We start from the raw sequence: 22240 nt of genomic DNA, 5'->3' as shown, positions 1-22240 counted from the left end.
ATCCTTTTCCTCGTAGCTCCACGACCGCATCGCCGCATCGATGATGCTTGCGACAAGAAAATAGCATAAAGCGCTGTCCACTAATTGTTGAGCGGCCTCAAAGCGCAAACGCTTGCGCACTGGAACGATGCCATTGCTTTGTGGGCGGACGCACCATAGTCAGTCGAATTCGCGGTGAACCATATTGTTAAACCGTAGCGCGGGACGATACGCTTGCTTCAGCGGATCGACGGGTGGTTTCAAACAATGGCCGACCGCTATGGGGTATGTGCTGCGCCGGTCCGCAATCCGCAATGAGGATTGGAACCGCGACCGCGGCACACGGGAGACCGACTCACGGCGCACCGAGGCGTCACATCAGCACGAGCAAAAAATGCGGCAGCGGCCTCTCAAAGGGCATCGCGCAGCCGAAGCGTGGGCGTTTTCACGAGAACAAAAATATGAACCATGGATATGAAGCATCGCTCGTCAAGCGCGTGGTCAATCAGCTTGTCGCGAGCATCGTCAACGGAGAATACAAAGACAATGTCCTGCCGCCACAAGTAATTCTTTCGAAGAAGCATGGCGTCTCGCGGACCATCATGCGGGAAGCGCTGAGCGTGCTCATCTCGCGACGCATGCTCGACGTACGTCCGAAGACCGGCACCCGCATCAGGCCGGCGAACGAGTGGCTCATCATCGATGCCGAAGTCGCGGAGTGGCGCCTGCGCGCCGTGCCCGACCCCGACTGCATGCGCCGGCTCATCCACTTCCGCTCACTGGTCGATCCCCCCGCCGCTGCCCTGGCCGCCACGCGCGCGAACCGGCATCAACGCATCGGAATCAATGCAGCTTTTCAGCGGCTCGTGCATGCCTCGCCGTCCGAGGACTTGCAGTCGCAGGCAGAGGATGCATTGCTGACGACCATTATCGATGCAAGCGGCGACGAAGTGTTGCGGCAAATGGGAAGCGTCGTGCGCGTGGGCCTGAGGGCAATGAAAGCGTCCTTGCGCGTGCAGCCGCATGCGCTTGCACGCGTCTCCGAATCGCAATTGAGCGACTACGGCCGTGTCGTGCGTGCAATCGATACGGCAGACGGCGGCGGCGCTCGTCTCGCGATGTCCCAAGTGCTCGGGCGAGCGTCGATGTGGGTCGAAGAACCGGTTTGAGTGCGTCAGCACGCCGACGGCAATCAATGACTACAATGATCGAGTGCCCTCACTGGCCGTAACGCGCTTTGCAACGCAATGACGGAGGCAACGATGGCGGAGCTCGACAAGGAAGAGGTCGTTGGCGTCTTGAACCGGATTCTGGAATCCGAACTCGCTGGCGTCGTGCGCTATACGCACTATTCGTTTCTGGTGTTCGGCTTCGGCCGCATTCCGATCGTAGCGTGGCTGCGCGCACAGGCGGACGAATCGCTGACGCACGCGCATCTGGCCGGCGAATGGATCACGACGCTAGGCGCTTATCCGTCGCTCGAAATCGGCCCGCTTCTCGACAATCACACATTCGATATCGCGACGATTCTGCGCGAATCGCTGCAGGCGGAGAATGTTGCGCTAGACCTTTATCGCCAGTTGCTGAAGCTCGTGGAAGATCGGTCGGTGGCGCTAGAGGAATACGCCCGGCAAATGATTCATACCGAAGAGTTGCATGCCGGCGAGGTCGACAAGATGCTGCGCCGTCCCGGCGAAGTCGAGACGTCGCCCGAAAGACGGACCGGGCATGTATGAAAAACGCGCCGTCCCGAGAAGGACAGCGCGTTTTCAGCAACACAACGAGATCACTTGGGCTGCGCCACCGTGCGCAGATAAGGCTTCAGCGTCCTGAAGCCTTCCGGGTATTTCTTCTTTGCGTCTTCGTCCGAGACCGACGTCGGAATGATCACGTCCTCACCCGGTTTCCAGTTCACCGGCGTCGCAACCGTATGTTTCGCGTTAAGTTGCAGCGCATCCAGCAAGCGGAGCACCTCGTCGAAGTTGCGGCCCGCGCTCATCGGGTAAGTGAACGTCGCCTTGATCTTCTTGTCCGGTCCAACGATAAACACCGCACGAATGGTCGCATTGTCGACCGCCGTTCGCGGGCCGCCGCCGCTCGCGTTGGGATGGATCATGTCGTAGAGCTTGGCCACGTTCAGGTCCGCATCGCCGATCATCGGATAGTTCACGGCTGCGCCCTGCGTTTCCTCGATGTCCTTTGCCCATTTGGAATGGTTATCCACGGGATCGATGGACAGCCCGATGATCTTCGTATTGCGCTTGTCGAACTCCGGCTTGAGCTTGGCCATATAGCCGAGTTCCGTGGTGCAGACGGGCGTGAAGTCCTTCGGGTGCGAGAAAAGAATCGCCCACTGGTCGCCAATCCATTCATGAAAACGAATCTGGCCTTGCGTGGTCTCTGCGGTGAAATCGGGGGCTTCGTCACCAATACGGATGGACATATTTGATCTCCACGTTAAAGAGTAGTCGGAGAGCGTTTCGCGCCGATGCGAAACGGATTCCGGATGTGAGAGCGCAACAGACAAGCCGATTATAGTGCCGCGCGCAGGCGCGGCGGACCGGCGCGCGAATTCCCGCGCTGACGACAGGGTCAGGGGCATAAGAAATGCTAAGGCGAACGGGCGTTCACGGCAGACGCCTCTGGCAAGCTCGTATTCCTTAGGGAAATCTGCTATCACGGAACAGCATTCATCTCGACGGCCGGCTGGCTGTCCCACAGGAGGCGATTGTGACCGTCATGCGAAAGAAAGCCGTTGCTGCGCTGCAAAGCGAGGCGGCAGAAACCGATGAGATGCTTCAGGAAACGCATGGCGGCCATGCATTGAAACGTTCGCTGTCGTCGCTCGATGTCGTGTTGCTCGGCATCGGCTGCATCATCGGCGCGGGCATTTTCGTGCTGACGGGTCACGCGGCCGCGACGAATGCGGGCCCAGCAATCAGCATTTCATTCGTCCTCGGCGCAATCGTATGCGCGCTCGCCGGGCTCTGCTACGCGGAAATGGCGTCGACGGTGCCCGTCTCGGGCAGCGCATACACCTATGCGTATGCGACGATGGGCGAGTTGATAGCGTGGCTCATCGGCTGGGATCTCATACTCGAATATGCCGTTGGCGCAACGACGGTCGCGATCGGGTGGTCAGGCTATGTCGTGAGCTTTCTGCATTCCTTGCATATCGATATACCCGCGCAACTCTCTCAGGCGCCCTTCGCTTACGAGCCGGGCAAGGGATGGAGCCATGCTGGCGCGATCCTGAACGTTCCTGCCATGGTGATCGTCGGGCTCATCACGCTTTTGCTTGTCATCGGCATTCGCGAATCGGCGCGCGTCAATAGCATTATCGTCGTCATCAAGGTGCTGATCGTGCTTGCGTTCATCGCGGCGGGCATCGCGTATGTCGATACGAGTCATTGGGTGACGCCGAACAACCCGACCGGCGCTTTCATCCCGCCGAATACCGGCGAGTCCGGCGTGTTCGGCATGAGCGGCGTCTTGCGCGGCGCAGCGGTGGTCTTCTTCGCGTATATCGGTTTCGATTCGGTCTCGTGCGTGGCGCAGGAAACGCGCAATCCAAGACGCGACATGCCTATCGGGCTGCTCGGCTCGCTTACCGTCTGCACCATCCTGTATGTGCTCGTCTCGTACGTGCTGACAGGCATCGTGTCCTATGACAAGCTCAACGTGGCGGACCCCATTGCGGTCGGCGTCGATGCGATCGGCATGCGCTGGCTGTCGCCCATCGTCAAGCTCGGGGCGATTTTCGGCCTGACGTCGGTCATTCTCGTCCTGTTGCTTAGCCAGCCACGCATCTTCTATTCGATGGCAAGAGACGGCTTGCTCCCGCCCTTTGCTTCAAAGATTCATCCGCGTTTCCACACCCCGTACATCACGACGATCGTGACCGGACTCATCGTGATGGTTCTCGCCGGCTTGCTGCCGATCGGTCTCGTCGGCGAACTCGTGAGCATCGGCACGCTGTTCGCATTTGCAGTCGTGTGTATCGGCGTGCTGGTCTTGCGCATCACGCAACCGGAGCTCAAGCGCGCGTTCAAGACGCCCGCGGTTTTCATCGTTGCTCCGCTAGGCGCAATTTCATCGGTCTTCCTGATGACGGGACTGCCCGCCGATACGTGGATACGTCTCATCGTCTGGATGGGCATTGGCATCGTCATTTACTTCGTCTACGGCATCCGCCATAGCAGGCTGCGCCGCGCGGAACAAACGCCGCCCGCGCACACTGCCAGGAATTGACGACAGCTTCAGGAACCGCGTCGTGTACCGTGCTCGCGCGCTTCTTGCGCGCTCTCATAGATATACGGCGCGACGCCCCGCTGTTTGAGCGCATCGCCGAGCTTCATTCGCAGGAAACTGCTCGTGGTATAGCGCGTGACGCCGTCGTAAAGGCCGCTGACGAGTCCCGTGACCATCTCCGAATACGCATCGAGCATCTCGGGACGGATGGAGAAGTTGTCGTAGTTGACGATGACGTGCGGCTTCGTCGTTACGCCCGCGAGCTGCTTTTCCACTTCGCGGCGTATGTCTTCGACGTCCTTCAGACTGGCCACTTCATGCCCTTCGAAGTTGATGAAGAAAAGATTCTTCTCTGCGTCATAGCTGAAGCGTTCGGACAAGCCCAGCCCTAGAAGCGTCTCGCGCAGGCCCATCGGCGTGTCGCGAAAAATGCAGTCATTCATCAGGCGCGGCGCCGACTTCATCACGGGCCTGAAGCCCATTTGCGCGACGATATCGCGCTCGATATCGATCCCCGGCGCGACTTCGGTCAACGCGAGCCCTTCTTCGGTCAGCTCGAACACACAGCGTTCGGTGACATAAAGCACCGTCTGGCCGCGCTCCACCGCGTGACGGCCACTGAAGGTACGATGCTCGACCGCATCGACGAACTTGCGGGAATCGCCTTCGCGGCGAATATGCAGCTTGCCGGCGTCGATTGCTATGTCGAGCTTGCCTGCGTTGAACGTGCCAACGAACACCACTTTCTTGGCCGACTGACTGATGTTGATGAAACCGCCAGCACCCGCGAGCTTGGGCCCGAACTTACTGACATTCAGATTGCCTTCTCGATCGGCTTGCGCAAGACCCAGGAAAGCAATGTCGAGGCCGCCGCCATCATAGAAATCGAACTGATAGGGCTGATCGATGATGGCCTGCGTATTCGTGGCGGCACCGAAATTGAGTCCGCCCGCGGGAATGCCGCCGATCACGCCAGGCTCGGTCGTCATCGTGAACAGGTCGATGACCTGCTCCTCGTTCGCGACGCTTGCAATGCCTTCCGGCATGCCGATGCCGAGATTCACGACGCTATTGGCCATCAACTCGAATGCGGCGCGGCGCGCGATCACCTTGCGCTCATTGAGCGGCATGGGTTGCACGGAACTCGCGGCGACACGCAGTTCGCTGGAGAACGCGGCGCTGTATTGCTCGCCGAACGTTTGCCAATGATTCTCCGGCCGTGCGACGACGACGCAATCGACCATTACGCCGGGAATCTTCACTTGCCTCGAATTGAGCGTGTTGGATTCGGCAAGCCGCTCCGCTTGCGCGATCACGATGCCGCCCGAATTGCGCGCGGCCATCGCAATGGAAAGCGCTTCGAGCGTAAGCGCCTCTTTCTCCATTGTGATATTGCCGTTGAGATCGGCAGTCGTGCCTCTCACGATCGCGACATCGATTGGGAATGCCTTGTAGTACAGGTATTCGACGCCGTCGATTTGCATGAGGCGCACGATGTCCTCGGTCGTGCGCGCATTCAGCTTGCCGCCGCCATTGCGCGGATCGACGAACGTGCCGAGTCCCACGCTTGAAAGTTGTCCGGGCCGATGCGCGGCAATGTCGCGAAAGAGTTGGGAAATCACGCCTTGAGGCAGGTTATATGCCTCGATGCGATTCTCTATGGCGAGCTTTTGCAAGCCGGGAACCAGTCCCCAATGTCCGCCGATGACTCGCTTGACCAGCCCTTCATGCGCGAAATGGTTCAGACCTTTGGTGCGGCCATCGCCCTGACCTGCAGCATAAACAATCGTCAGGTCCTCGATCGGCTCTTGCGCTTCGGAAGGGGCTTGCTCATTGCTCTCGAGAAAGCGTGCTTCAAGCGCAATGGCCACCTCCTCCGCGAAGCCCACACCGACGAAGCCGCTCGTCGCGATGGTATCCCCCGAGCGAATCAACCGCACCGCCTCGCGCGCGGAGACGATCTTTCCGCGTTCCACGAGGCGCGTTGACGACGGGAACGGGTGACGAGGCGTGGCGGTCATGGTGTCTCCTTTATCCGATGCTCGTGCTAATCACTCTCACGATGCTTCGCATCACGGTATCACCGATTCTCAATCAATGGCTCGCCCCGAGATATGCCGCCTTGACGGAAGGATCGTTGCGCAACTGCTCCGCTGGCCCATGCGTGGCAACACGGCCGTTTTCGAGGACGTAACCGTAATCCGCGACGTTGAGCGCAGCAGCGGCGAACTGCTCCACGAGCAGCATCGTCACCCCGTCCTGCTTGAGACGCTCGATGATACGAAAGACCTCTTCGACGAGAATCGGCGCAAGGCCCATGGACGGCTCGTCGAGCAGCACGAGATCGGGATTCAGCATGATGGCGCGCGCCATTGCAAGCATTTGCTGTTCGCCGCCGCTCAGCGTTCCTGCGAGCTGGTGCCGGCGCTCCTTCAGTCGCGGAAACAACTCGATCGCCCGTTCGAGGTCCGCTGCCACATCGCCTTTTGGACGCGCCCAGGTCAGGCGTGGAAATGCGCCTAGCAACAGATTGTCGGTGACAGACATCGTCGCGAACACGCGTCTTCCTTCCGGCGAATGCGCCAGGCCGAGGCGCGCGATCTTATGCGAGTCCATTGCGTCGATACGCTTTGCGGCATTGCCGACGCCCATGGTAATTTCGCCGTCCGTCGGCCTGATCATGCCGGAGATTGCGCGCATGGTCGTTGTCTTGCCCGCGCCGTTCGAGCCTATCAGCGTGACCACTTTGGCCTTGGGTACGTCAAGCGAGATGCCGTGCAGCACTTTCACCTTGCCATAGCCCGCGTGGAGGTTCTTGATCGTTAGCATCGGTGATCCTCAGGCTGCTTGCGCGGCTTTGCCGCCCAGGTAGGCTTCAATGACTTTCTCGTTAGCCTGAATATCGGCAGGCTTGCCTTCAGCGATCTTCTGCCCGAAGTCGAGTACCGACACGGTATCGCACACGCTCATGACGACATCCATGTGATGCTCGATCAGCACGAGCGTAATGCCGTGATTGCGCACCTTGCGAATGATCGCGACAAGCTCGCGAATATCCGGCGCGGTAAGGCCCGCAGCGGGTTCGTCGAGCAGGAGCAATTGCGGATCGAGCGCAAGCGCTCGCGCAATCTCGAGCAGGCGCTGCTTGCCATAAGGAAGATTGCGCGCCTCTTCGCTCGCCACATGCTCGAGCCCCACGAAACGCAGCATGTTGAACGCGCGCTCACGTGCCGCCTGCTCCTCTCGCCGATAACGACGGCTCATCACGCCGACATCCGCGAAGTTCGAGCGGAAAGTATGGTGCAGGCCGACGAGCACATTCTCGAGCGCCGTCATCTCGCCGAACAGCTGCACGTTCTGGAAAGTGCGCGCGATGCCCGAGAGCGCGATCTTCGACGAAGTACGCCCGCCTAACGATTGTCCCTGGTATTGAATCACGCCCGACGTAGGCACATAGATGCCCGTCAGGACATTCATCATCGTGCTCTTGCCCGATCCGTTTGGTCCGATCAGGCCATGAATCGTGCCGCGTCTGACCGTCAGGCTGACGTCGTTGAGTGCTTTGAGCCCGCTGAACTGCATCAGCACGCCGCGTACGTCGAGAATGGCATCCGCCCCTTCTCGTGCGACGGCGGCTACTGCATCGTCTTCGCGTGTATCGCTTGCAAGGGCGTCGGTATCGACCTTCGTGACGCGCACACGTCCGAGACGAAGCGTCTTTCGCACGAAGCCGACGATGCCGTCCTGCAAGTAATAAACGACGAGCAGGATCATCAGGCCGAATATCGTCAGACGCCAGTCGGTCAGTGCATCGATCCAGAACGAGAATGCGGCGAGGCCCGCAGTGCCGATCATCGGGATCGCCACGCGTTGCGGCGTGGTCGTCTTGCGTGCGAGTGCGAGCGCCGCGCCCGCAACGACGAGCACGGCGAGTGCGGTAGCAACGACCCGAAAGTTCGCGATATCGTCGAGCAGTTTGGGCAGCAACACGATGACCGTCGAACCGATGATCGCACCGGTGCGGGTCTTGCGTCCGCCCATGATGATTGCAAGCAGGAAAAGAATCGTGAGTTCGAAGTTATAGGTATTGGGCGAAATGTATTGCTCGGAATACGAATAGAGACAGCCTGCCAGCCCGGCAAAACCCGCGCTGATGACGAACGCATAGACCTTGTAGCGATAAACCGACACACCCATGCAGTCCGATGCAATGGGGCTATCCCGCAAGGCTTCGAACGCACGTCCGAGATGCGACTTCAGCACGCGATGCACCACGATCAGCGAGGCCACCAGAAGCGCGGCAACGAGCCAGTAATATTCGACCTCGTCCAGCCTGTGCGCGCCGAATGTCGGCTTGGGAATCTTGAGTCCCATGGGGCCGTTCGTTAAGAAATCCATCTCGTTGATGAGGATCTGAATGATGGTGCCGAATGCGAGCGTGACCATCGCGAGATAGGGACCGGACACACGCAGCGCGGGCAAGGCGAGTATCGCGCCGAATGCGGCAGTGACAGCGATTGCGAGCGGTGCGGTCACGTAGAACGGCATGCCGAGCTTGGCGAAGAGCACGCCTGCCGTATATGCGCCGACGCCGAAGAGGCCAGCATGACCCAACGATACCTGGCCCGTATAGCCCACCACGATATCGAGCCCGAACAGCAGGATCGCATAAATCATGATGGTTTCGACGAGATGGATGTAATACGGATTGCCCGATACGACCGGGAATATTGCAAGCGCCGCAAGGCCGATCAGGGCCGCAATCCAGTTCTTTGCTTTCGTCATGGCCGCCTCAGACTTTCTTGATTGCCGTCTTGCCGAAAAGACCCGCAGGCTTGACCGCCAGCACGATCAGGAGCAACACGAGGCCAGGCACATCCTTGTAGCCGGTGGAGAGATAAAAGCCGGTCGTCGTCTCGGCGATACCGAGAATCATGCCGCCGACGATGATGCCCATCCCGCTCGACAAGCCGCCGATGATCGCCACGGCGAACGCTTTCAGCCCGAGCACGGCGCCCATCGTTGCACCCGTCAGTGTAAGCGGCGCGATCAGGACGCCGGCGAATGAAGCGGTCAGCGACGACAGCGCATACGAGAACGTGATGACGAGTCCCGTATTGATACCCATCAGCGCAGCGGCATCCCTGTCGTTCGCCGTCGCTACGACCGCCTTGCCGAAGATCGTCTTGCGGTTGAAGAATTCCACCGCGAGCATCATGACGAGCGCGCCCGCCACGACGAGCAATTCCATCGGCAATACATTTGCGCCGAAGACCTGAAGCGGCGCTTCGGGCAATGGCGAGGGAAAGCGCAGGTCGTCGCGTCCCCATACGTTTTCCGCGACGTTCTTGAAGATGATGCCAAGCGCAATCGTCGACATGATCCAGCCGAATTCGGACTTGATCTTGATAGCGGGCCGCACGCCGATTCGCTCGACGAACGAACCTTGCAAGAGACCGAACAGGCACACGAGCGGAATCATCAGCCAGTAGTTGACGCCGGCGGAAACGAGCGTCAGCCCCACGAGTGCGCCGAGCATGAGCGCATCGCCCTGACCGAAATTGAGCGTGCCGGACGTCGCGAATGTGAGCTGATAGCCGAATGCGATCACCGCGTAGATCATGCCGAGCGCGATGCCGCTATAAATGAGCTGAAGAAGAATCATCGTCTGGACGCCTCTGGATCGAAACACCAAGCGCATACGTCAAGCCGCGCCCACCACAGCGGCGGGCGCGGCTCTTACCCTCGGAATGGAACTCGTGCGTCAGTTCGAAGCGGTCGTCGTCTGCTTGGTGCGCAGCGTACTGCCGCCTTTCTTGTCCGCGTCGTAAGCGTAGATGACCCGCCCGCCCTTCACTTCGCCGATGACCGGCACGTTGGGGCTGATCGCTTCGTGATCTGCCTTCGTGAATGGCTTGTCGTAAGACATCACCACGCCGTCGACCTTGGTGTTGAGACTTTCCAGCGCTTCCTTCACCTTGGGACCATCGGTCGAGCCCGCCTGCTTGATGGCCGCCGCAAGCAGATAAATCGAGTCATAGCCTTGCGCCGCCGAGACGGGCGAATCGATACGATCGTTCTTCGGCTTGAATTCCTTGAGATACGCTTCGATGAACGCTTTGCGCTTCGGCGTGTTCGCATCCTGAATGAAGGTCTGCGGCATGCGAGCGCCTTCGCCATTCGTTCCGGCATTGTCGATATAGTTCGCCATGGAAAGTGTCCAGCTGCCGATCAGAGGCACTTTCCAGCCGAGCTTGGCCATGCCGTTCGCAATCTGCGCGAGCTCTGGCCCGATGCCGTAAGTCAGGACGGCTTCTGCGCCCGCCGCCTTTGCCTTGAGCAATTGAGCGGTCATGTCGACGTCCTTGATGTTGAATTTCTCGACTGCTACCGGCTTGACGCCTTTGGACGCCAGTGCCTTTTCGAGGTCTTCCCGGCCTAGCTGGCCATAGTTGGTCGAATCTGCAAGGATCGCGACTTTCTTGAAGCCGCGCTTGGTGATGGCTTCCTCGACGATCATCGGCGCCTGAATGCGGTCGGCGGCAGCATTGCGGAAGACATAGTTGTCGGGTTGATCGTCGAATTGCTTAGTGACGACCGACCCTGTCGCGACATTGTTGAAGACGGGAATCTTTGCTTCCTGAAAGAAGCGCTGAGACGCAAGCGCAACGCCGGTGTTGATATAACCGACGACTGCGACCACTTTCTCCTTGTTGATGAGTTCCTGTGCGATCTGCACGCCGCGCTCGTTCTTGGCTTCGTCGTCGCGTTCGACGAGAACGATTTGCCGCCCGAGCACGCCGCCCGACTTGTTGATTTCCGCAGTCGCGAGCCGCACGCCGTCGCGCATGCTGACGCCCATCGACGACGAGCCGCCCGTGAAAGGGCCATCGACGCCGATCTTGATCGGATCAGCCGCATAGGCCGACGAAAAAACGCCGAACGCGAGCATCCCCGCGATAAGCTTCATCTGCATTCCCATTTCTGTCTCCGTCGCTTGAACCGCTTTGTGAAAGCCTGCCCGCCCGCTTTTTATCGTTGTCGCTTTAATTAGGCGCTTGGTGAGCGAGTTTAGAAAAATGTAAGGATCAGACCATATTCGGACATACCCGAACGGCACGAGCGTTAGCGCACATCGAAACGGAAAAACGGCGGCATCCCGAAGCGGCCGCTTCGGGATGCAAAGAAAGAGCCTTGAGCGCAATGCACCGCTTTAGCGCGGCGCGCCGTGCTCGATGGCCTGCGTGAACTGCCGCAACACCGCGCTGGACGCGTCCGTCACGGCCCAGAACGTCATGCCGTCGTGGTGCCAGCGGGCCAGCGCGTAGCCGTCGTCGGACTGCGTAACGACGGACTGTCCATCCTTTAGGAGAGGCTTCTCGGGGAAAACATAGACGTCGATGGGATGCTTCAGATAGCGATAGACGACCACGGCAACCGGCCGATGCCCGACGTAATCGAGCCTTCCTCCGACGAGAGCGAAGCCCGGTCCTGCCGGATCGACCACAGGCGGCGCATAGTCGATACGGCCGTTGAACCACGGCTTGACCGTGTGTTTGTCGCTGGACAATACGTCGATGGCCCGGTCCGACATCAACGCGCGCACATGGCTCGACACGATCTCTTGCGCGATAGGCGCATCGCTCGCAAGACGCGGCGCGGTCTGGAACCACAGGATTGCGCCTAAAACCATCGCGCTCAGCGTCGCGCCCGTGAATGCACCGCCGAAGAACGGCCACGGCGAGGCGAGCGCAAGACGCCAATGACGGCGATTCCGGCTTTGCCCGGTCTTCTGCGCGCGACGACTTTCCTCGCGCACACGCGCCAGCACTTGAGCGCGCAAGTGCACCGGCGCGCGCTGATACAGCGAGCCATCGTTCAGCCTCGTTTGGAGCGAAGCGGTTTCGTTATTGTCCATTGCCCGACTCCTCGGAATGACCCGGCTCCGACTTGCGCACGAGCCGCACGCTCGGTCTGTCGCATTGCGCCGCGCGCACCGCCCCCGCCAGCATCTTGCGGCCACGCGCAAGGCGCGACATCACTGTTCCTATCGGCACGCCCGTGATTGCCGCGACTTCCTTGTAACTCATGTCTTCGAGTTCGCGCAGCACCAGCACTTCGCGAAAGGCAAGCGGCAAGGCTTCCAATGCGCGGTGCACGAGATGTATTTCGTCCTTGCGCACGGCAAGCGTCTCGGGATTCACGCCCGCTTCGTCGGACCAGCCGGGCAAGGCTTCATCGCCGCCGATGTCTTCATCGTAGGGCGTCCCATCGGCTATTTGCACGCGCTTGCGCCACTCCGTGAACCACGTATTGCGCACGATAGCCAGAAGCCACGCGCGCGCATTCGCGTTTTCACCGCCTTCGAAGCCGCTAAAGAAACGGAAAGCGCGCAAATAGGCTTCCTGCACGACATCGTCTGCGTCGCTGGCACTGCCGGATAGCCAGCGCGCAAGGTTATATGCGGCGTCGATGTGCGGCATCACGGTCGCCTCGAAGCGCGCATGCGGGGAATTCTCTCTCGACCTGCTGTGCCACATCGCGCGGGTCTCCTCAAGGCGAATCAACGCACGCTTGATGTCACGCGTGCACGTCTTCCATTACTTCTCCGGGGACCGCTTTATTCCCTCTCTCCGAGAAAATCTTCAAGGAATATCGCGCCGCGTCTGCCGGTTCGATGGACGGATGCCCGCTGCGTCATTCAGAGCCTCTTACATCACTCGCAAAGGAACCGTCATGAACACCGAATCCAGGGATTTGCCGCCCGCGTCCGAACTGGACGATCACGGCAAGCGCCGGCGCACCGCTCTCTCCTGCATGGCGTGGGCGGGTGCGGGCGTGTTATGGACGATCAGTGGCGGAGTGCCGCGCTCGCGCCTGATTTCCTCGGCTTATGCTGAGGAAAGCGCGCAGTCCTTCAGTTTCGTGCAGATCAGCGATAGCCATATCGGTTTCAACAAGGACCCGAACACGGAACCGACGAGTACGCTCGAAGCAGCTATCGGCCAGGTGCGCAAAATGCCCCAGCGCCCCGCCTTCATGATTCATACCGGCGACATTACGCATCTCTCCGCGCCCGCACAGTTCGATGCTGCGACGCAAATCATCGGCAATGCCGGCATGCCGGTGCATTACGTCCCCGGTGAACATGACGTACTAGTCGATAACGGCGCCCCGTTCTTCACGCGCTTTTCCGGCCAGTATGGACGCGGCAGCACGCGTCACTGGTATAGCTTCGACGAGGGCGGCGTTCATTTCATCGGCTTGACGAACGTAATCGACCTCAAGGGCGGGGGCCTCGGCTTTCTAGGCAATGAACAACTCGCATGGCTCAAGCAGGACCTGCAAGGAAGGACGAGCAGCACGCCCATCGTGGCATTCGCGCATATCCCGCTATGGGCGCTTTATCCCGCGTGGGGCTGGGGTACCGACGACAGCGCGCAAGCCCTTGCCTTGCTGAAGCGTTTCGGCTCGGTAACGGTACTGAACGGACATGTGCATCAGGTCGCGCAGAAAGTGGAAGGCAACATGCGGTTTTACTCGGCCATGTCGACCGCGTTTCCCCAACCCGCGCCCGGCGCCGCCGCGGGACCCGGACCGATGAAAGTCGGTGCGGACCGCTTGCGATCGATGCTCGGCCTGCGCGCCGTGACGCACGTCACAGGACGCGAGCAACTCGCTATCGTCGATACATCGCTTGCGGAGGCATGAGCATGAACACCACGCTCATTCGACAATGCGCCCGCCAGCTTGCAATCGCGCTCGCGGTCAAGGGTCTCATCGGCGCAATGCCCTTCGCTTGCGCCGAGGAACCCGCGCAGCAGGTTGCGGCAATCGGCGCGCCGGTCGTGTCCATCGACAATTTCGCGTTCAATAAGGACACGCTGACGGTCCCTGTCGGCACGAAGGTGACATGGATGAATCACGACGACATGCTGCATACGATCGTCGACGAAGGCAAGTCATTCAAGTCCGACCCGCTCGACAATGGCGATAGCTTCTCGCATGTTTTCGACAAGCCGGGAACCTATAAGTATTTCTGTTCGCTGCATCCGCACATGACGGGGACCATCATCGTGCGATGAACGCGTGACGCCACGGCATCCCTTCAGCTTCGCGCCCTGGCGATTGCATCGAGGTTGCCTTCGCCGAACCCGTGATGCCCGCGCCGTTCGACGATCTCGAAGAACATATCGCCGGGTTCGCGTTCGATGAAGGTCTGCAAGAAGAGTTGCGGCGTGCCGTCGGGCAGGATTTCGCCATCGACGAGAATGCCGCGCGTGCGCAGCTTGTCGATATCGAGGCCGTGACCAGGCAGGCGGGCGTCGATCTCATCGTAATAGCGCTGCGGGGGCATCAGGAAACGCACGCCCCGGGCGCTAAGCGCATCGACGGAAGCAAAGATATCGGCGGATGCGAGGGCGATATGCTGAACGCCCTCGCCTTCATGATCGGGCAAATATTGCTGCATGAGGCCCGTGCGATACGTGCCTTCCTCATAGACGGTGATGCGAATCGAGCCGCACGGCGAGATCGTGACGGCGGAATCCTGCGACACGTGCCAGTCCGGATGCACTTGATGAATCTCGCGGAAGTGCAGCACGTCGTCGTAAAAATCGAGCCATTCGCGGATGCGGCCAGCGCCGACCGTCTGCGTGAAGTGATCGACTTCGAGCAGGCCCGCGCCTTTCGTATCGGCGCTTGCATCGGGAATTGCACGGAAATCGATGTCGTATATCGATGCTTCGCCGCTATTCTTGCCCGGCCACTGGTCGACGAAATACATATGGGAATCGCCGATGCCTTGAATAGCCGGTATTGCCAGTTCGTTAGGGCCAATCTTCTCGCCCTCGAAATCCCATGCGCCGTAATCGACGGCCCGCTCATGCGCCGTTTGTGCATCCATCACGCGAATGCCGATGGCGGCAATGCCCACGCCATGCGTTTGCGCGAACCGCGTCGCGAATGAATCCGGCTCCGAGTTCAAAAGAAAATTCATGCTGCCCTGACGATACAGCGTGACCGCCTTGCTGACATGCTGCGCAACGGGCGTGAAGCCTAGCCGCCCGAATAACCCGGCGAGTCCCTGTGGATCGGGACTCGAAAACTCTACGAACTCCAGCCCCGCAATGCCGAGCGGATTGCCGCCGATTCGAGAGTCGGCGGCCGCGCTGGCGGACGGCGGAAAGTCAGCGGAGTCGGACTGGGTCATCGGCAATACCTCGGTCTGTACGAACTGGTTCACGGATGCGAAACCTACCATGACTACCGCATCGTGTGCCACGGTCACGTTTGCGCATCGCATCTTCCCAGCTAGAGTAGCGGCAGCCTGTCGTCCGTGTCAAAGCCGCGCCCTCGGGCCTCAGGCCGCGAGCCGTGCTGCGCTCATCGAGGGACGCCTTACCTGCGGCGGAAATACATTCCAGCTGCCGTCGTCGTGCCGGAAGAAGAGGATCGCGATGACGCCGCCTGCATGCCATGCCTCGATGCAGACGAAGCGCATGCCCGTGACAGGCGAACGGCACAGCCGCACGACGCGTGCCGGATGCGCCGGCGAAGGTGCGAGCCACTTGTCGACGGCCCAGTGAAGCGAATTTTCGGGGATGTCCATGATTGGTCTCCTCACATGACTAAAGACGTATCCATTCCGCTATTTGCAAACGCACTGCGCCTGCCGCGCCGTTCGGCCCAGAGATAAGTCTTGAGCAGTCCCCTGAGCGCATCGAGCGCGACGCCCGGATGAACGAGGCACGCGCGCACCTGACTGCTGCGGGCTTCGCCGAACAGGCACCAGGAAACGAAGTGCTCGCAGTTGTTCGTCAAGAGGCGATAACGGTCTTCGCCGAGCCTGCTGCGTGCGCGCCGCACCGCTTCCTTGCCGGTGAAACGGGCGGCAGCATTCGGGCGCATCGTCACGGCATAGCCGCCCGCAAACTGCGCGAGAGTCACTTCCTCGATCGGGCCGCGATGAAGCGATTTCGCAAAGCCGGCATAGTGGATAACCATGCCGTTGCCCGCATATATTCCGTGATGTTCATATCCGGAGCGGCGCGTGACGACCTCTGCGCCGAGCGAAAAGCCGTAGTCGACGGCTTCTTCTTCGATCGATCCGGACGGTTCGCTGCATGACATGGCTCGCTCCGCTTCGATTTTCTTAGGCTGGCGCCAAGTGTTTGTGCGGCGCCTCGTTGCGGTGTCTTTTGCAGCTTTCTTGCCAGTTTTATAATCCCTTGATTTTTATGGCATTAGCGATTCATCGTGCGTGCCTGGCAGCGTGTGGTGTCTGCGTTGAACAAACGACGCCTGATCGATTCTGTTGGCCGCGAGCCGTCCTTTCATGCGAGTCAGGCGTGTCGGTCATGGACTGACGCGTGCATTGTGAAAGTCGGTCCCAAACCAACGCCAGGTGTCGCGGACCCGCCCGCGGCGGACCCTCAGCGCGATTCTCTGCGTCGGCATACGACTTGCATTGGCTCGTGCGTCTCGAGAGCTTTGCGGAGAACTGATATGAGCGCCCTTTTCGTTGCCGACCTCGAATGCGATCGCGAACTCAGCCGTGCCGATATGGCGTTCATCAGGGGCGGCGGCGGCGCACCGTGGGTCTACGGCTGGATCACGCCGTATATATCGGGGCGGCAGGAAGGGTTCGGGGGTGTCGTCAACATCTACGAAATCACGAACAACTTCACGGCGGACCAGATGATCAATCAGTTCCAGTCGGTCGATGTTCATAATTCCGGCAATGGCGCCAGCTTGAACGTCAGCCCGAACGCAAACTCGGCGAACAGCGTGAGTTAGCGGCTGGCGCCTTTAGCGCGGAGAATGTTAGGCGCACAATCGGCGGATCGCTTGCTTGCTTCGAACCAAGGGAGGTTGTCGTGACCTTCACCGCTGACTTCGTATGGACATCGGCTGCCCGGTCCGATGTCGGATGCATTCGGCAAATCAACGAAGACGCCCTGCTCGACTCGCCCGAGCGCGGCCTATGGGCCGTCGCCGATGGCATGGGCGGGCACGCCGTAGGCGATCTCGCGAGCCGCATGGTCATCGAGAGCCTGTCGGCTATCTCTTCGGATGGCGGGCTCGCCAGCGTCATTGCTGATGCGCGCGAACGCCTCATCGACGTGAACGAGAAATTGCGCGTGGAGGCTGCCCGGCGGCTGGTATCGCGGATAGGCAGCACGGTCGTGGTGCTTGCCGCTCGCGACGGCGCATGTGCGTGTCTGTGGGCTGGCGACAGCCGGATCTATCTCTTCAGAAATGGACGGCTCGTGCAATTGACCCGCGATCATAGCCACGTCGAAGACCTCAAAGCGCGCGGACAGTTGACCGCCGAAGAAGCGTTGCATCATCCGGCGCAGCATTTGATCACGCGTGCAGTGGGCGCGCTCGACGTGCTCGATCTCGATGAAAGCACCGTCCCGCTAAACGATGGCGATACCTTTCTCTTATGCAGCGATGGTTTGTCGAACGAACTGAGCGAAGCGGAGATGGCGAGCGAACTCACGGCCGGAGATTGCGAACTCGCGGCGCAAAGACTCCTTGAAAAAGCACTCGAACGCGGCGGGCGAGACAACATCTCGCTAGTCGTCGCGCATGCCGAAGATGTGATGGCAATGGACAGAACGCAGGTCAATCCGTCGATTTAGCTTCTTTTGCCTTCTGCGCGGCAAGCCGGAAGTCCTTCGAATGCAGCCCATGCTTCTTCAACAGCATTTGCAGGTGCGAACGGTTCATTTCATAGCGCCGGGCAAGTTCCGCAACCGTTCCGCCCACTTCCTGCAAGCCGCGCTCCAGAAATGCCCGCTCCGCTTCATCGCTTGCAACGCGCTTGGCCTCACTCAGAGAACTTGCCGTGGCAATGCGATTGCCATTGGCCGATGCCCCGCCGATCGCGAGCGAAAGCGGCGATTTGGGCCGTATGTCCAGCGGAAGATGCTCGATATCCGCCATCTCTCCCGCGAGACAAGCAAGCCGGTACACCACGTTGCGCAGTTCGCGGATATTGCCGGGATAGTCGTAATTGCGCAAAAAATCACGCAGGCGCGGCGACATTCTTACAGGGCGGCGCTTGAGCGTGGCCGCAGCTTCATCGCCGAAGTAGGCGAGCAGGAGCGGTATCTCGTCGCGACGCTCGCGCAGCGCCGGCAACGTCACGTGAATGACGCTCAGGCGATAGAACAAGTCCTCGCGAAAACGCCCTTCGTCGCAAAAACGCCGTAAATTGCGGTTCGTTGCCGCGACGATGCGCGTGTCGACCGCTATCGGTTCGTCCGACCCTACGCGCTGAATCTCATGCGCTTCGAGCACGCGAAGCAATTTGACTTGCCCTGAAAGCGGCAGCTCGCCGATCTCGTCGAGAAAGATGGTCCCCGTATGCGCACTCTCGAATTTTCCTTTGCGGTCGTTCGTCGCGCCGGTGAAAGCGCCCTTCCGATGCCCGAACAGTTCGGATTCCAGCAGATTCTCCGGAATGGCGCCGCAGTTGACTGAAATATAGGGCTTGTCCGCCCGAGAGCCGTTGGCGTGAATGACCTTGGCCATCAACTCCTTGCCGGTGCCGCTTTCGCCATCGATCAGAACGGGCAGATCCGTCGGTGCAGCTTTTTCCGCTATTTCCAGTGCTTCCAGCAGTTTTGGATTGTCACCGAACGTGCCTTCGAATACGAAGCTGCGTTCGATCAGTGCCTGCCGTCGCGCGCCGGCCGACAGCTCACGCTTGGGCTCTGCAGCTGCGGCTTGCACGAAGCGCTCCTTGTGCGAAAGCTGCATGACTTCGTCGCGCAAGGCGCTTGCCTGACGCAACAGCTTTTCGATCTCCGGGCGCTCGAGCCGGGATGTCCATCGCAGCGTCGAGCGCAATATCTCGATCTTTTCGATGATTCCCGCATACGAGATCGCCGATGCAGGCGCGCCGCTGTCGCTTTCGGGTTGGTCGAGTATCTTCATGCTGCGCTCAATTGCTTCTGCACGAGTTGGTAATACATGCCTTTTCTCGCGACGAGTTCGTCGTGCTTGCCCTGCTCGACGATCCCGCCTTCATAGAGCACGAGAATCTTGTCGGCGCGCATGATCGTCGAAAGGCGATGCGCGATGATGACTGCGGTGCGTCCCTTCAGGATCTCCTGCATGTTGCCGAGAATATTGCTTTCCGATTGCGTGTCGAGTGCGGACGTAGCTTCGTCGAACACGAGCAGGCGCGGATCGTGATAGAGCGCGCGGGCGATGCATAGCCGCTGGATCTGCCCGCCCGACAGCCCGACGCCCCGCTCGCCGACCACTTGTTCATAGCCGAGCGGCATGCGCGTGATGAACGCGTGGGCATCGGCCATCTTCGCGACTTCCTCGATGCGCCTCCGGTCCGGCGCTTCATCGCCGCTCGCTATGTTGTCGGCAATCGTGCCGGAGAAGAGCAGATTGCTTTGCATTACATAGCCGATTTGCGCGCGATAAAAGCCTTTGTCGATCACGTTGATGTCATAGCCATCGACCGTCATCTTGCCTTCGCTCGGCGCATAGAAGCCGACCAGCAGTTTGGCAAGCGTCGTCTTGCCCGACCCGCTGCGGCCGACTACCGCGATCAGTTCACCCGGCTTGATATCGAAGCTGATGTTCTCCAGGACATAAGGGGTGTCGCCATCGCCATAACGGAAGTACACGCCGTTGAAGCTGATATTGCCCTGAAGGTCGGGCAACATGACGCGCTGCTGCATTTCCGATGGCTTTTGCTCGGGCTCGATATCGAGTACATCGCCGAGCCGCTCCATTGCGACGCCCGCATCGTTGAGCAGGCTCCACAAGCCGATGAGTCCCATGAGCGGCGACAGCACGCTTCCCATGAATGCGTTGAACGCAATGAGTTGACCAATGGTCAGTTCCCGCGAAAGCACGAGATTGGCGCCAACCCATAGCACGGCGATGGTCGTCGCGGCGTTCAATAACTGACTGCACAGACCGACTGCAATATTGAATCGCTGCGACTTGTACTGCACTTCCAGTGACTTCGCGTATTTCTTTTCCCACTTGAGGCGCACCGCGCGCTCGATACCCATTCCCTTGACGGTTTCGACGCCGCCCAAGGCTTCCATCAGATAAGACCGGGCGTCCGTGCTGGAAGAGAACGTCTCGCGCGCATTGTGCTTGATGCGCGGCGTCGCCAGCACCGTCAGGGCCATGAGTGGAATCACGAATGCGATGAGCAACAACGTGAGCTTCACGTTGTACAGGAACATGATGGTGAAGTAGATGAACACCATCAGGAGATTCAGCACCGTCGTGACCGTGGACTCGGTGAGAAACGCGCGGATCGTATGGTTTTCCTGAAAGCGCGCGAATACGTCGCCAGTCTTGCGTTTCGCAAAGAAGATGAACGGAAGCGAGAACGTATGCTTGAAGAACTGCGACATCATGGAGAAATCCATGTTACGCACCATGAAGTTCGCGAGATAGGCGCGTATGGTGGACATCAGCTGCGAAAAGAGATTCGCAACGATGAGCCCTGCGATGAGCACATGCAGCAGCCCGACGTTTTGATGCACGATCACGCCGTCCAGTATGTTCTGGATGATGAGCGGCGGCACGACGCCCAGGACCTGAATGACAAAGGTGGCAAGGAAAAGGTGAAGCAGTATCTTGCGATAAGGCTTCAAATAGCCGACGAAGCGTATCCACGGTGAATTCGACACCGCCTTCTGCACGAGGTCGTGCGCAGGCGTGAACAGCAGACATGTGCCGCCCCAGCCGCGCTCGAACTCGCCCGCCGTCATCTTTCTGAACCCGATTGCCGGGTCCGCTACCCAGACGTTCTCCGTCGATATCCCATAGACGATGATGTAGTGGTAGCCCTCCCAATGCGCGATGAACGGCAATTCAAAGCCGCGTAGCGATTCATACGTGCATTGCATGCCGCGCGTCGTGAATCCGAGTGCCTCGCCCGCGCGCGCGAGACTGTCCAGCGTCGCGCCTTGTGTCGTCACGTTAGCGAGTTCGCGGAGTTTGCCGAGCGTCATGCCGATGCCGTAATGCCGGCATATCATGGCGAGACACGCAGCGCCGCAGTCCATTTCTTCCGCCTGCTCGACCCAGGCAAAGCGCTTGATGATGCGCTCGCCCAGTTCGGGCTTCGTTTGCAGGTCCAGCATCGCGGGCAGCTTGCGACGCTCCGCGAGCTTCCTTTGCCGCTGCAGTTCACGCTCGATGTATCGAATGCGTTCTTCAAGCACCTCGCGCAGTTTGACATTGCGTTCGATGATGAAATGAACCGTCTTCTCGGGTATGACGAGCAAGCGCGTATCGACGGTCGCAATGGCCGAAGCGATTTGCTCCTGACGCATCACGCAAGCCTTTTCGCCGAAGATCTCGCCGGGGCCGAGCGTCGCCAGCACATGCTGCTGGCCGCCTTCTTCCCGCACGATGCGCACTTCTCCCTGACGAACGACATAGAGACGCCTGTCATCACGCGAATCCTGCTTGAAGATTTCCTTGCCTTCGCCGATACGCTTGACGCCGACACTGCGCACGCATTCTTCCAGTTCCGCCTTGTTCAGCTTGCCGCGCAGATCGAACAGCTTTGCGACGAAGCCTCCCGCCGAAGCAATGGCGACATAGCTCGTGACGAAGGCAAGCGCGGCAGGATTCTTTGCAATGACCGGCTCGATGACACTGCGCGGAATGAATAGCAGTTCCGTCTTGCCAGACGAGCGCACGGACGATTCATGCCGATACTCACGCAACATTGCGATATCGGCGAACGTCTCACGCTCCTTCTTGACCCCCATGCTGATTTCTTTGCCGTGCTCCTCCGTGAAGATGCGCACAGAGCCGGCCCTGACGATAAAAAGTCCGTCTGCAGGATCACCGGCATTGCATACGGTCTCGCCGAAACCATAGCGCCGCGACTCCACGTGAGCGGCCAATTGCTCCGTCTCCTCGCGCGAGAACGGTGAAAGAATTTCGACGGCCGCAAGAAAATCGGCGGTCGAATCGAAATTGGCAGGGGCGTCCATTGGCG

20 protein-coding genes are annotated in these 22240 nt (G+C 59.7%); 7 read left to right on the top strand and 13 right to left on the bottom strand.

Annotated features, from left to right (window positions below; genetic code table 11):
- Window positions 1-440: 440 nt before the first annotated feature.
- Together P9220_RS16470 and P9220_RS16465 are read left to right on the top strand one after the other, a co-directional pair.
- The gene (locus P9220_RS16470) at window positions 441-1148 is read left to right on the top strand and encodes an FCD domain-containing protein (RefSeq protein WP_309766077.1); all 708 of its coding nucleotides are present in this window, start codon (window positions 441-443) and stop codon (window positions 1146-1148) included.
- Window positions 1149-1241: 93 nt separating this feature from the next.
- Window positions 1242-1715: a ferritin-like domain-containing protein gene (locus tag P9220_RS16465; protein WP_309766076.1), complete on the top strand. Its 474-nt coding sequence runs from the start codon at window positions 1242-1244 to the stop codon at window positions 1713-1715.
- Between the two features lie 50 nt (window positions 1716-1765).
- Here the strand turns inward: P9220_RS16465 and P9220_RS16460 are convergent, their stop codons facing one another.
- The gene (locus P9220_RS16460) at window positions 1766-2422 is read right to left on the bottom strand and encodes a peroxiredoxin (RefSeq protein ID WP_309766799.1); all 657 of its coding nucleotides are present in this window, start codon (window positions 2420-2422) and stop codon (window positions 1766-1768) included.
- Window positions 2423-2718: 296 nt separating this feature from the next.
- On the opposite strand from P9220_RS16460, the gene P9220_RS16455 reads away from it, so the two are divergent.
- Complete coding sequence (locus P9220_RS16455; protein WP_309766797.1) at window positions 2719-4230, top strand: amino acid permease; 1512 nt, start codon at window positions 2719-2721, stop codon at window positions 4228-4230.
- An 8-nt stretch (window positions 4231-4238) separates the two neighbouring features.
- On the opposite strand, the gene P9220_RS16450 is transcribed toward P9220_RS16455, so the two are convergent.
- The 7 genes from P9220_RS16450 to P9220_RS16420 form a co-directional block, all read right to left on the bottom strand.
- Window positions 4239-6251, bottom strand: coding sequence for an acyl CoA:acetate/3-ketoacid CoA transferase (locus P9220_RS16450; protein ID WP_309766075.1), 2013 nt, complete (start codon window positions 6249-6251; stop codon window positions 4239-4241).
- A gap of 73 nt (window positions 6252-6324) precedes the next feature.
- The gene (locus tag P9220_RS16445; RefSeq protein WP_309766074.1) at window positions 6325-7059 is read right to left on the bottom strand and encodes an ABC transporter ATP-binding protein; all 735 of its coding nucleotides are present in this window, start codon (window positions 7057-7059) and stop codon (window positions 6325-6327) included.
- Between the two features lie 9 nt (window positions 7060-7068).
- Entirely contained in the window at window positions 7069-9015 is a 1947-nt protein-coding gene (locus tag P9220_RS16440) for a branched-chain amino acid ABC transporter ATP-binding protein/permease (protein WP_309766073.1), read from the bottom strand.
- A 7-nt stretch (window positions 9016-9022) separates the two neighbouring features.
- Window positions 9023-9895 carry a branched-chain amino acid ABC transporter permease gene (locus tag P9220_RS16435; RefSeq protein WP_309766072.1) on the bottom strand — a complete coding sequence of 291 codons (873 nt, stop codon included), beginning with the start codon at window positions 9893-9895 and terminating at the stop codon, window positions 9023-9025.
- Window positions 9896-9994: 99 nt separating this feature from the next.
- Complete coding sequence (locus P9220_RS16430; protein ID WP_404989554.1) at window positions 9995-11206, bottom strand: ABC transporter substrate-binding protein; 1212 nt, start codon at window positions 11204-11206, stop codon at window positions 9995-9997.
- Window positions 11207-11443: 237 nt separating this feature from the next.
- Window positions 11444-12148, bottom strand: a complete 705-nt coding sequence (locus P9220_RS16425) for an anti-sigma factor (protein WP_309766070.1) — start codon at window positions 12146-12148, stop codon at window positions 11444-11446.
- On the bottom strand, window positions 12138-12770 hold the full coding sequence (locus P9220_RS16420) for an RNA polymerase sigma factor (protein WP_309766069.1): 633 nt from the start codon (window positions 12768-12770) through the stop codon (window positions 12138-12140). Before P9220_RS16420 ends, P9220_RS16425 begins: the two co-directional genes overlap by 11 nt.
- A 196-nt stretch (window positions 12771-12966) precedes the next feature.
- Between P9220_RS16420 and P9220_RS16415 the strand changes: the two genes are divergently transcribed.
- The gene (locus P9220_RS16415; RefSeq protein WP_309766068.1) at window positions 12967-13941 is read left to right on the top strand and encodes a metallophosphoesterase; all 975 of its coding nucleotides are present in this window, start codon (window positions 12967-12969) and stop codon (window positions 13939-13941) included.
- A 2-nt stretch (window positions 13942-13943) separates the two neighbouring features.
- Window positions 13944-14315, top strand: coding sequence for a cupredoxin family copper-binding protein (locus P9220_RS16410; protein WP_309766066.1), 372 nt, complete (start codon window positions 13944-13946; stop codon window positions 14313-14315).
- A gap of 23 nt (window positions 14316-14338) precedes the next feature.
- Here P9220_RS16410 and P9220_RS16405 read toward each other — a convergent pair whose 3' ends face one another.
- From P9220_RS16405 to P9220_RS16395, 3 genes are all read right to left on the bottom strand, one after another.
- A complete protein-coding gene (locus P9220_RS16405; RefSeq protein ID WP_309766065.1) occupies window positions 14339-15442 on the bottom strand; it encodes a VOC family protein in 1104 nt (367 codons plus the stop codon).
- A 150-nt stretch (window positions 15443-15592) separates the two neighbouring features.
- Window positions 15593-15841: a hypothetical protein gene (locus P9220_RS16400; RefSeq protein ID WP_309766064.1), complete on the bottom strand. Its 249-nt coding sequence runs from the start codon at window positions 15839-15841 to the stop codon at window positions 15593-15595.
- Between the two features lie 11 nt (window positions 15842-15852).
- Complete coding sequence (locus P9220_RS16395; protein ID WP_309766063.1) at window positions 15853-16362, bottom strand: lecithin retinol acyltransferase family protein; 510 nt, start codon at window positions 16360-16362, stop codon at window positions 15853-15855.
- Window positions 16363-16737: 375 nt separating this feature from the next.
- On the opposite strand from P9220_RS16395, the gene P9220_RS16390 reads away from it, so the two are divergent.
- The gene (locus P9220_RS16390; RefSeq protein ID WP_309766062.1) at window positions 16738-17028 is read left to right on the top strand and encodes a hypothetical protein; all 291 of its coding nucleotides are present in this window, start codon (window positions 16738-16740) and stop codon (window positions 17026-17028) included.
- Between the two features lie 80 nt (window positions 17029-17108).
- The gene (locus P9220_RS16385; RefSeq protein WP_309766061.1) at window positions 17109-17879 is read left to right on the top strand and encodes a protein phosphatase 2C domain-containing protein; all 771 of its coding nucleotides are present in this window, start codon (window positions 17109-17111) and stop codon (window positions 17877-17879) included.
- On the opposite strand, the gene P9220_RS16380 is transcribed toward P9220_RS16385, so the two are convergent.
- Together P9220_RS16380 and P9220_RS16375 are read right to left on the bottom strand one after the other, a co-directional pair.
- Window positions 17863-19179, bottom strand: coding sequence for a sigma-54 dependent transcriptional regulator (locus tag P9220_RS16380; protein ID WP_309766060.1), 1317 nt, complete (start codon window positions 19177-19179; stop codon window positions 17863-17865). The genes P9220_RS16385 and P9220_RS16380 overlap by 17 nt on opposite strands.
- Window positions 19176-22235 carry a peptidase domain-containing ABC transporter gene (locus P9220_RS16375; RefSeq protein ID WP_309766059.1) on the bottom strand — a complete coding sequence of 1020 codons (3060 nt, stop codon included), beginning with the start codon at window positions 22233-22235 and terminating at the stop codon, window positions 19176-19178. Before P9220_RS16375 ends, P9220_RS16380 begins: the two co-directional genes overlap by 4 nt.
- Between the last annotated feature and the right edge of the window lie 5 nt (window positions 22236-22240).

Origin of the sequence: Caballeronia sp. LZ016, from assembly GCF_031450805.1 — a bacterium.
Lineage (GTDB): Bacteria > Pseudomonadota > Gammaproteobacteria > Burkholderiales > Burkholderiaceae > Caballeronia.
This window is presented reverse-complemented; position numbering and strand designations above follow the sequence as displayed.

Coding starts and splice junctions, on each gene's coding strand:
- P9220_RS16470 (WP_309766077.1), top strand. CDS start 441: ATGAACCATGGATATGAAGCATCGCTCGTCAAGCGCGTGGTCAATCAG.
- P9220_RS16465 (WP_309766076.1), top strand. CDS start 1,242: ATGGCGGAGCTCGACAAGGAAGAGGTCGTTGGCGTCTTGAACCGGATT.
- P9220_RS16460 (WP_309766799.1), bottom strand. CDS start 2,422: ATGTCCATCCGTATTGGTGACGAAGCCCCCGATTTCACCGCAGAGACC.
- P9220_RS16455 (WP_309766797.1), top strand. CDS start 2,719: ATGCGAAAGAAAGCCGTTGCTGCGCTGCAAAGCGAGGCGGCAGAAACC.
- P9220_RS16450 (WP_309766075.1), bottom strand. CDS start 6,251: ATGACCGCCACGCCTCGTCACCCGTTCCCGTCGTCAACGCGCCTCGTG.
- P9220_RS16445 (WP_309766074.1), bottom strand. CDS start 7,059: ATGCTAACGATCAAGAACCTCCACGCGGGCTATGGCAAGGTGAAAGTG.
- P9220_RS16440 (WP_309766073.1), bottom strand. CDS start 9,015: ATGACGAAAGCAAAGAACTGGATTGCGGCCCTGATCGGCCTTGCGGCG.
- P9220_RS16435 (WP_309766072.1), bottom strand. CDS start 9,895: ATGATTCTTCTTCAGCTCATTTATAGCGGCATCGCGCTCGGCATGATC.
- P9220_RS16430 (WP_404989554.1), bottom strand. CDS start 11,206: ATGCAGATGAAGCTTATCGCGGGGATGCTCGCGTTCGGCGTTTTTTCG.
- P9220_RS16425 (WP_309766070.1), bottom strand. CDS start 12,148: ATGGACAATAACGAAACCGCTTCGCTCCAAACGAGGCTGAACGATGGC.
- P9220_RS16420 (WP_309766069.1), bottom strand. CDS start 12,770: ATGTGGCACAGCAGGTCGAGAGAGAATTCCCCGCATGCGCGCTTCGAG.
- P9220_RS16415 (WP_309766068.1), top strand. CDS start 12,967: ATGAACACCGAATCCAGGGATTTGCCGCCCGCGTCCGAACTGGACGAT.
- P9220_RS16410 (WP_309766066.1), top strand. CDS start 13,944: ATGAACACCACGCTCATTCGACAATGCGCCCGCCAGCTTGCAATCGCG.
- P9220_RS16405 (WP_309766065.1), bottom strand. CDS start 15,442: ATGACCCAGTCCGACTCCGCTGACTTTCCGCCGTCCGCCAGCGCGGCC.
- P9220_RS16400 (WP_309766064.1), bottom strand. CDS start 15,841: ATGGACATCCCCGAAAATTCGCTTCACTGGGCCGTCGACAAGTGGCTC.
- P9220_RS16395 (WP_309766063.1), bottom strand. CDS start 16,362: ATGTCATGCAGCGAACCGTCCGGATCGATCGAAGAAGAAGCCGTCGAC.
- P9220_RS16390 (WP_309766062.1), top strand. CDS start 16,738: ATGAGCGCCCTTTTCGTTGCCGACCTCGAATGCGATCGCGAACTCAGC.
- P9220_RS16380 (WP_309766060.1), bottom strand. CDS start 19,179: ATGAAGATACTCGACCAACCCGAAAGCGACAGCGGCGCGCCTGCATCG.
- P9220_RS16375 (WP_309766059.1), bottom strand. CDS start 22,235: ATGGACGCCCCTGCCAATTTCGATTCGACCGCCGATTTTCTTGCGGCC.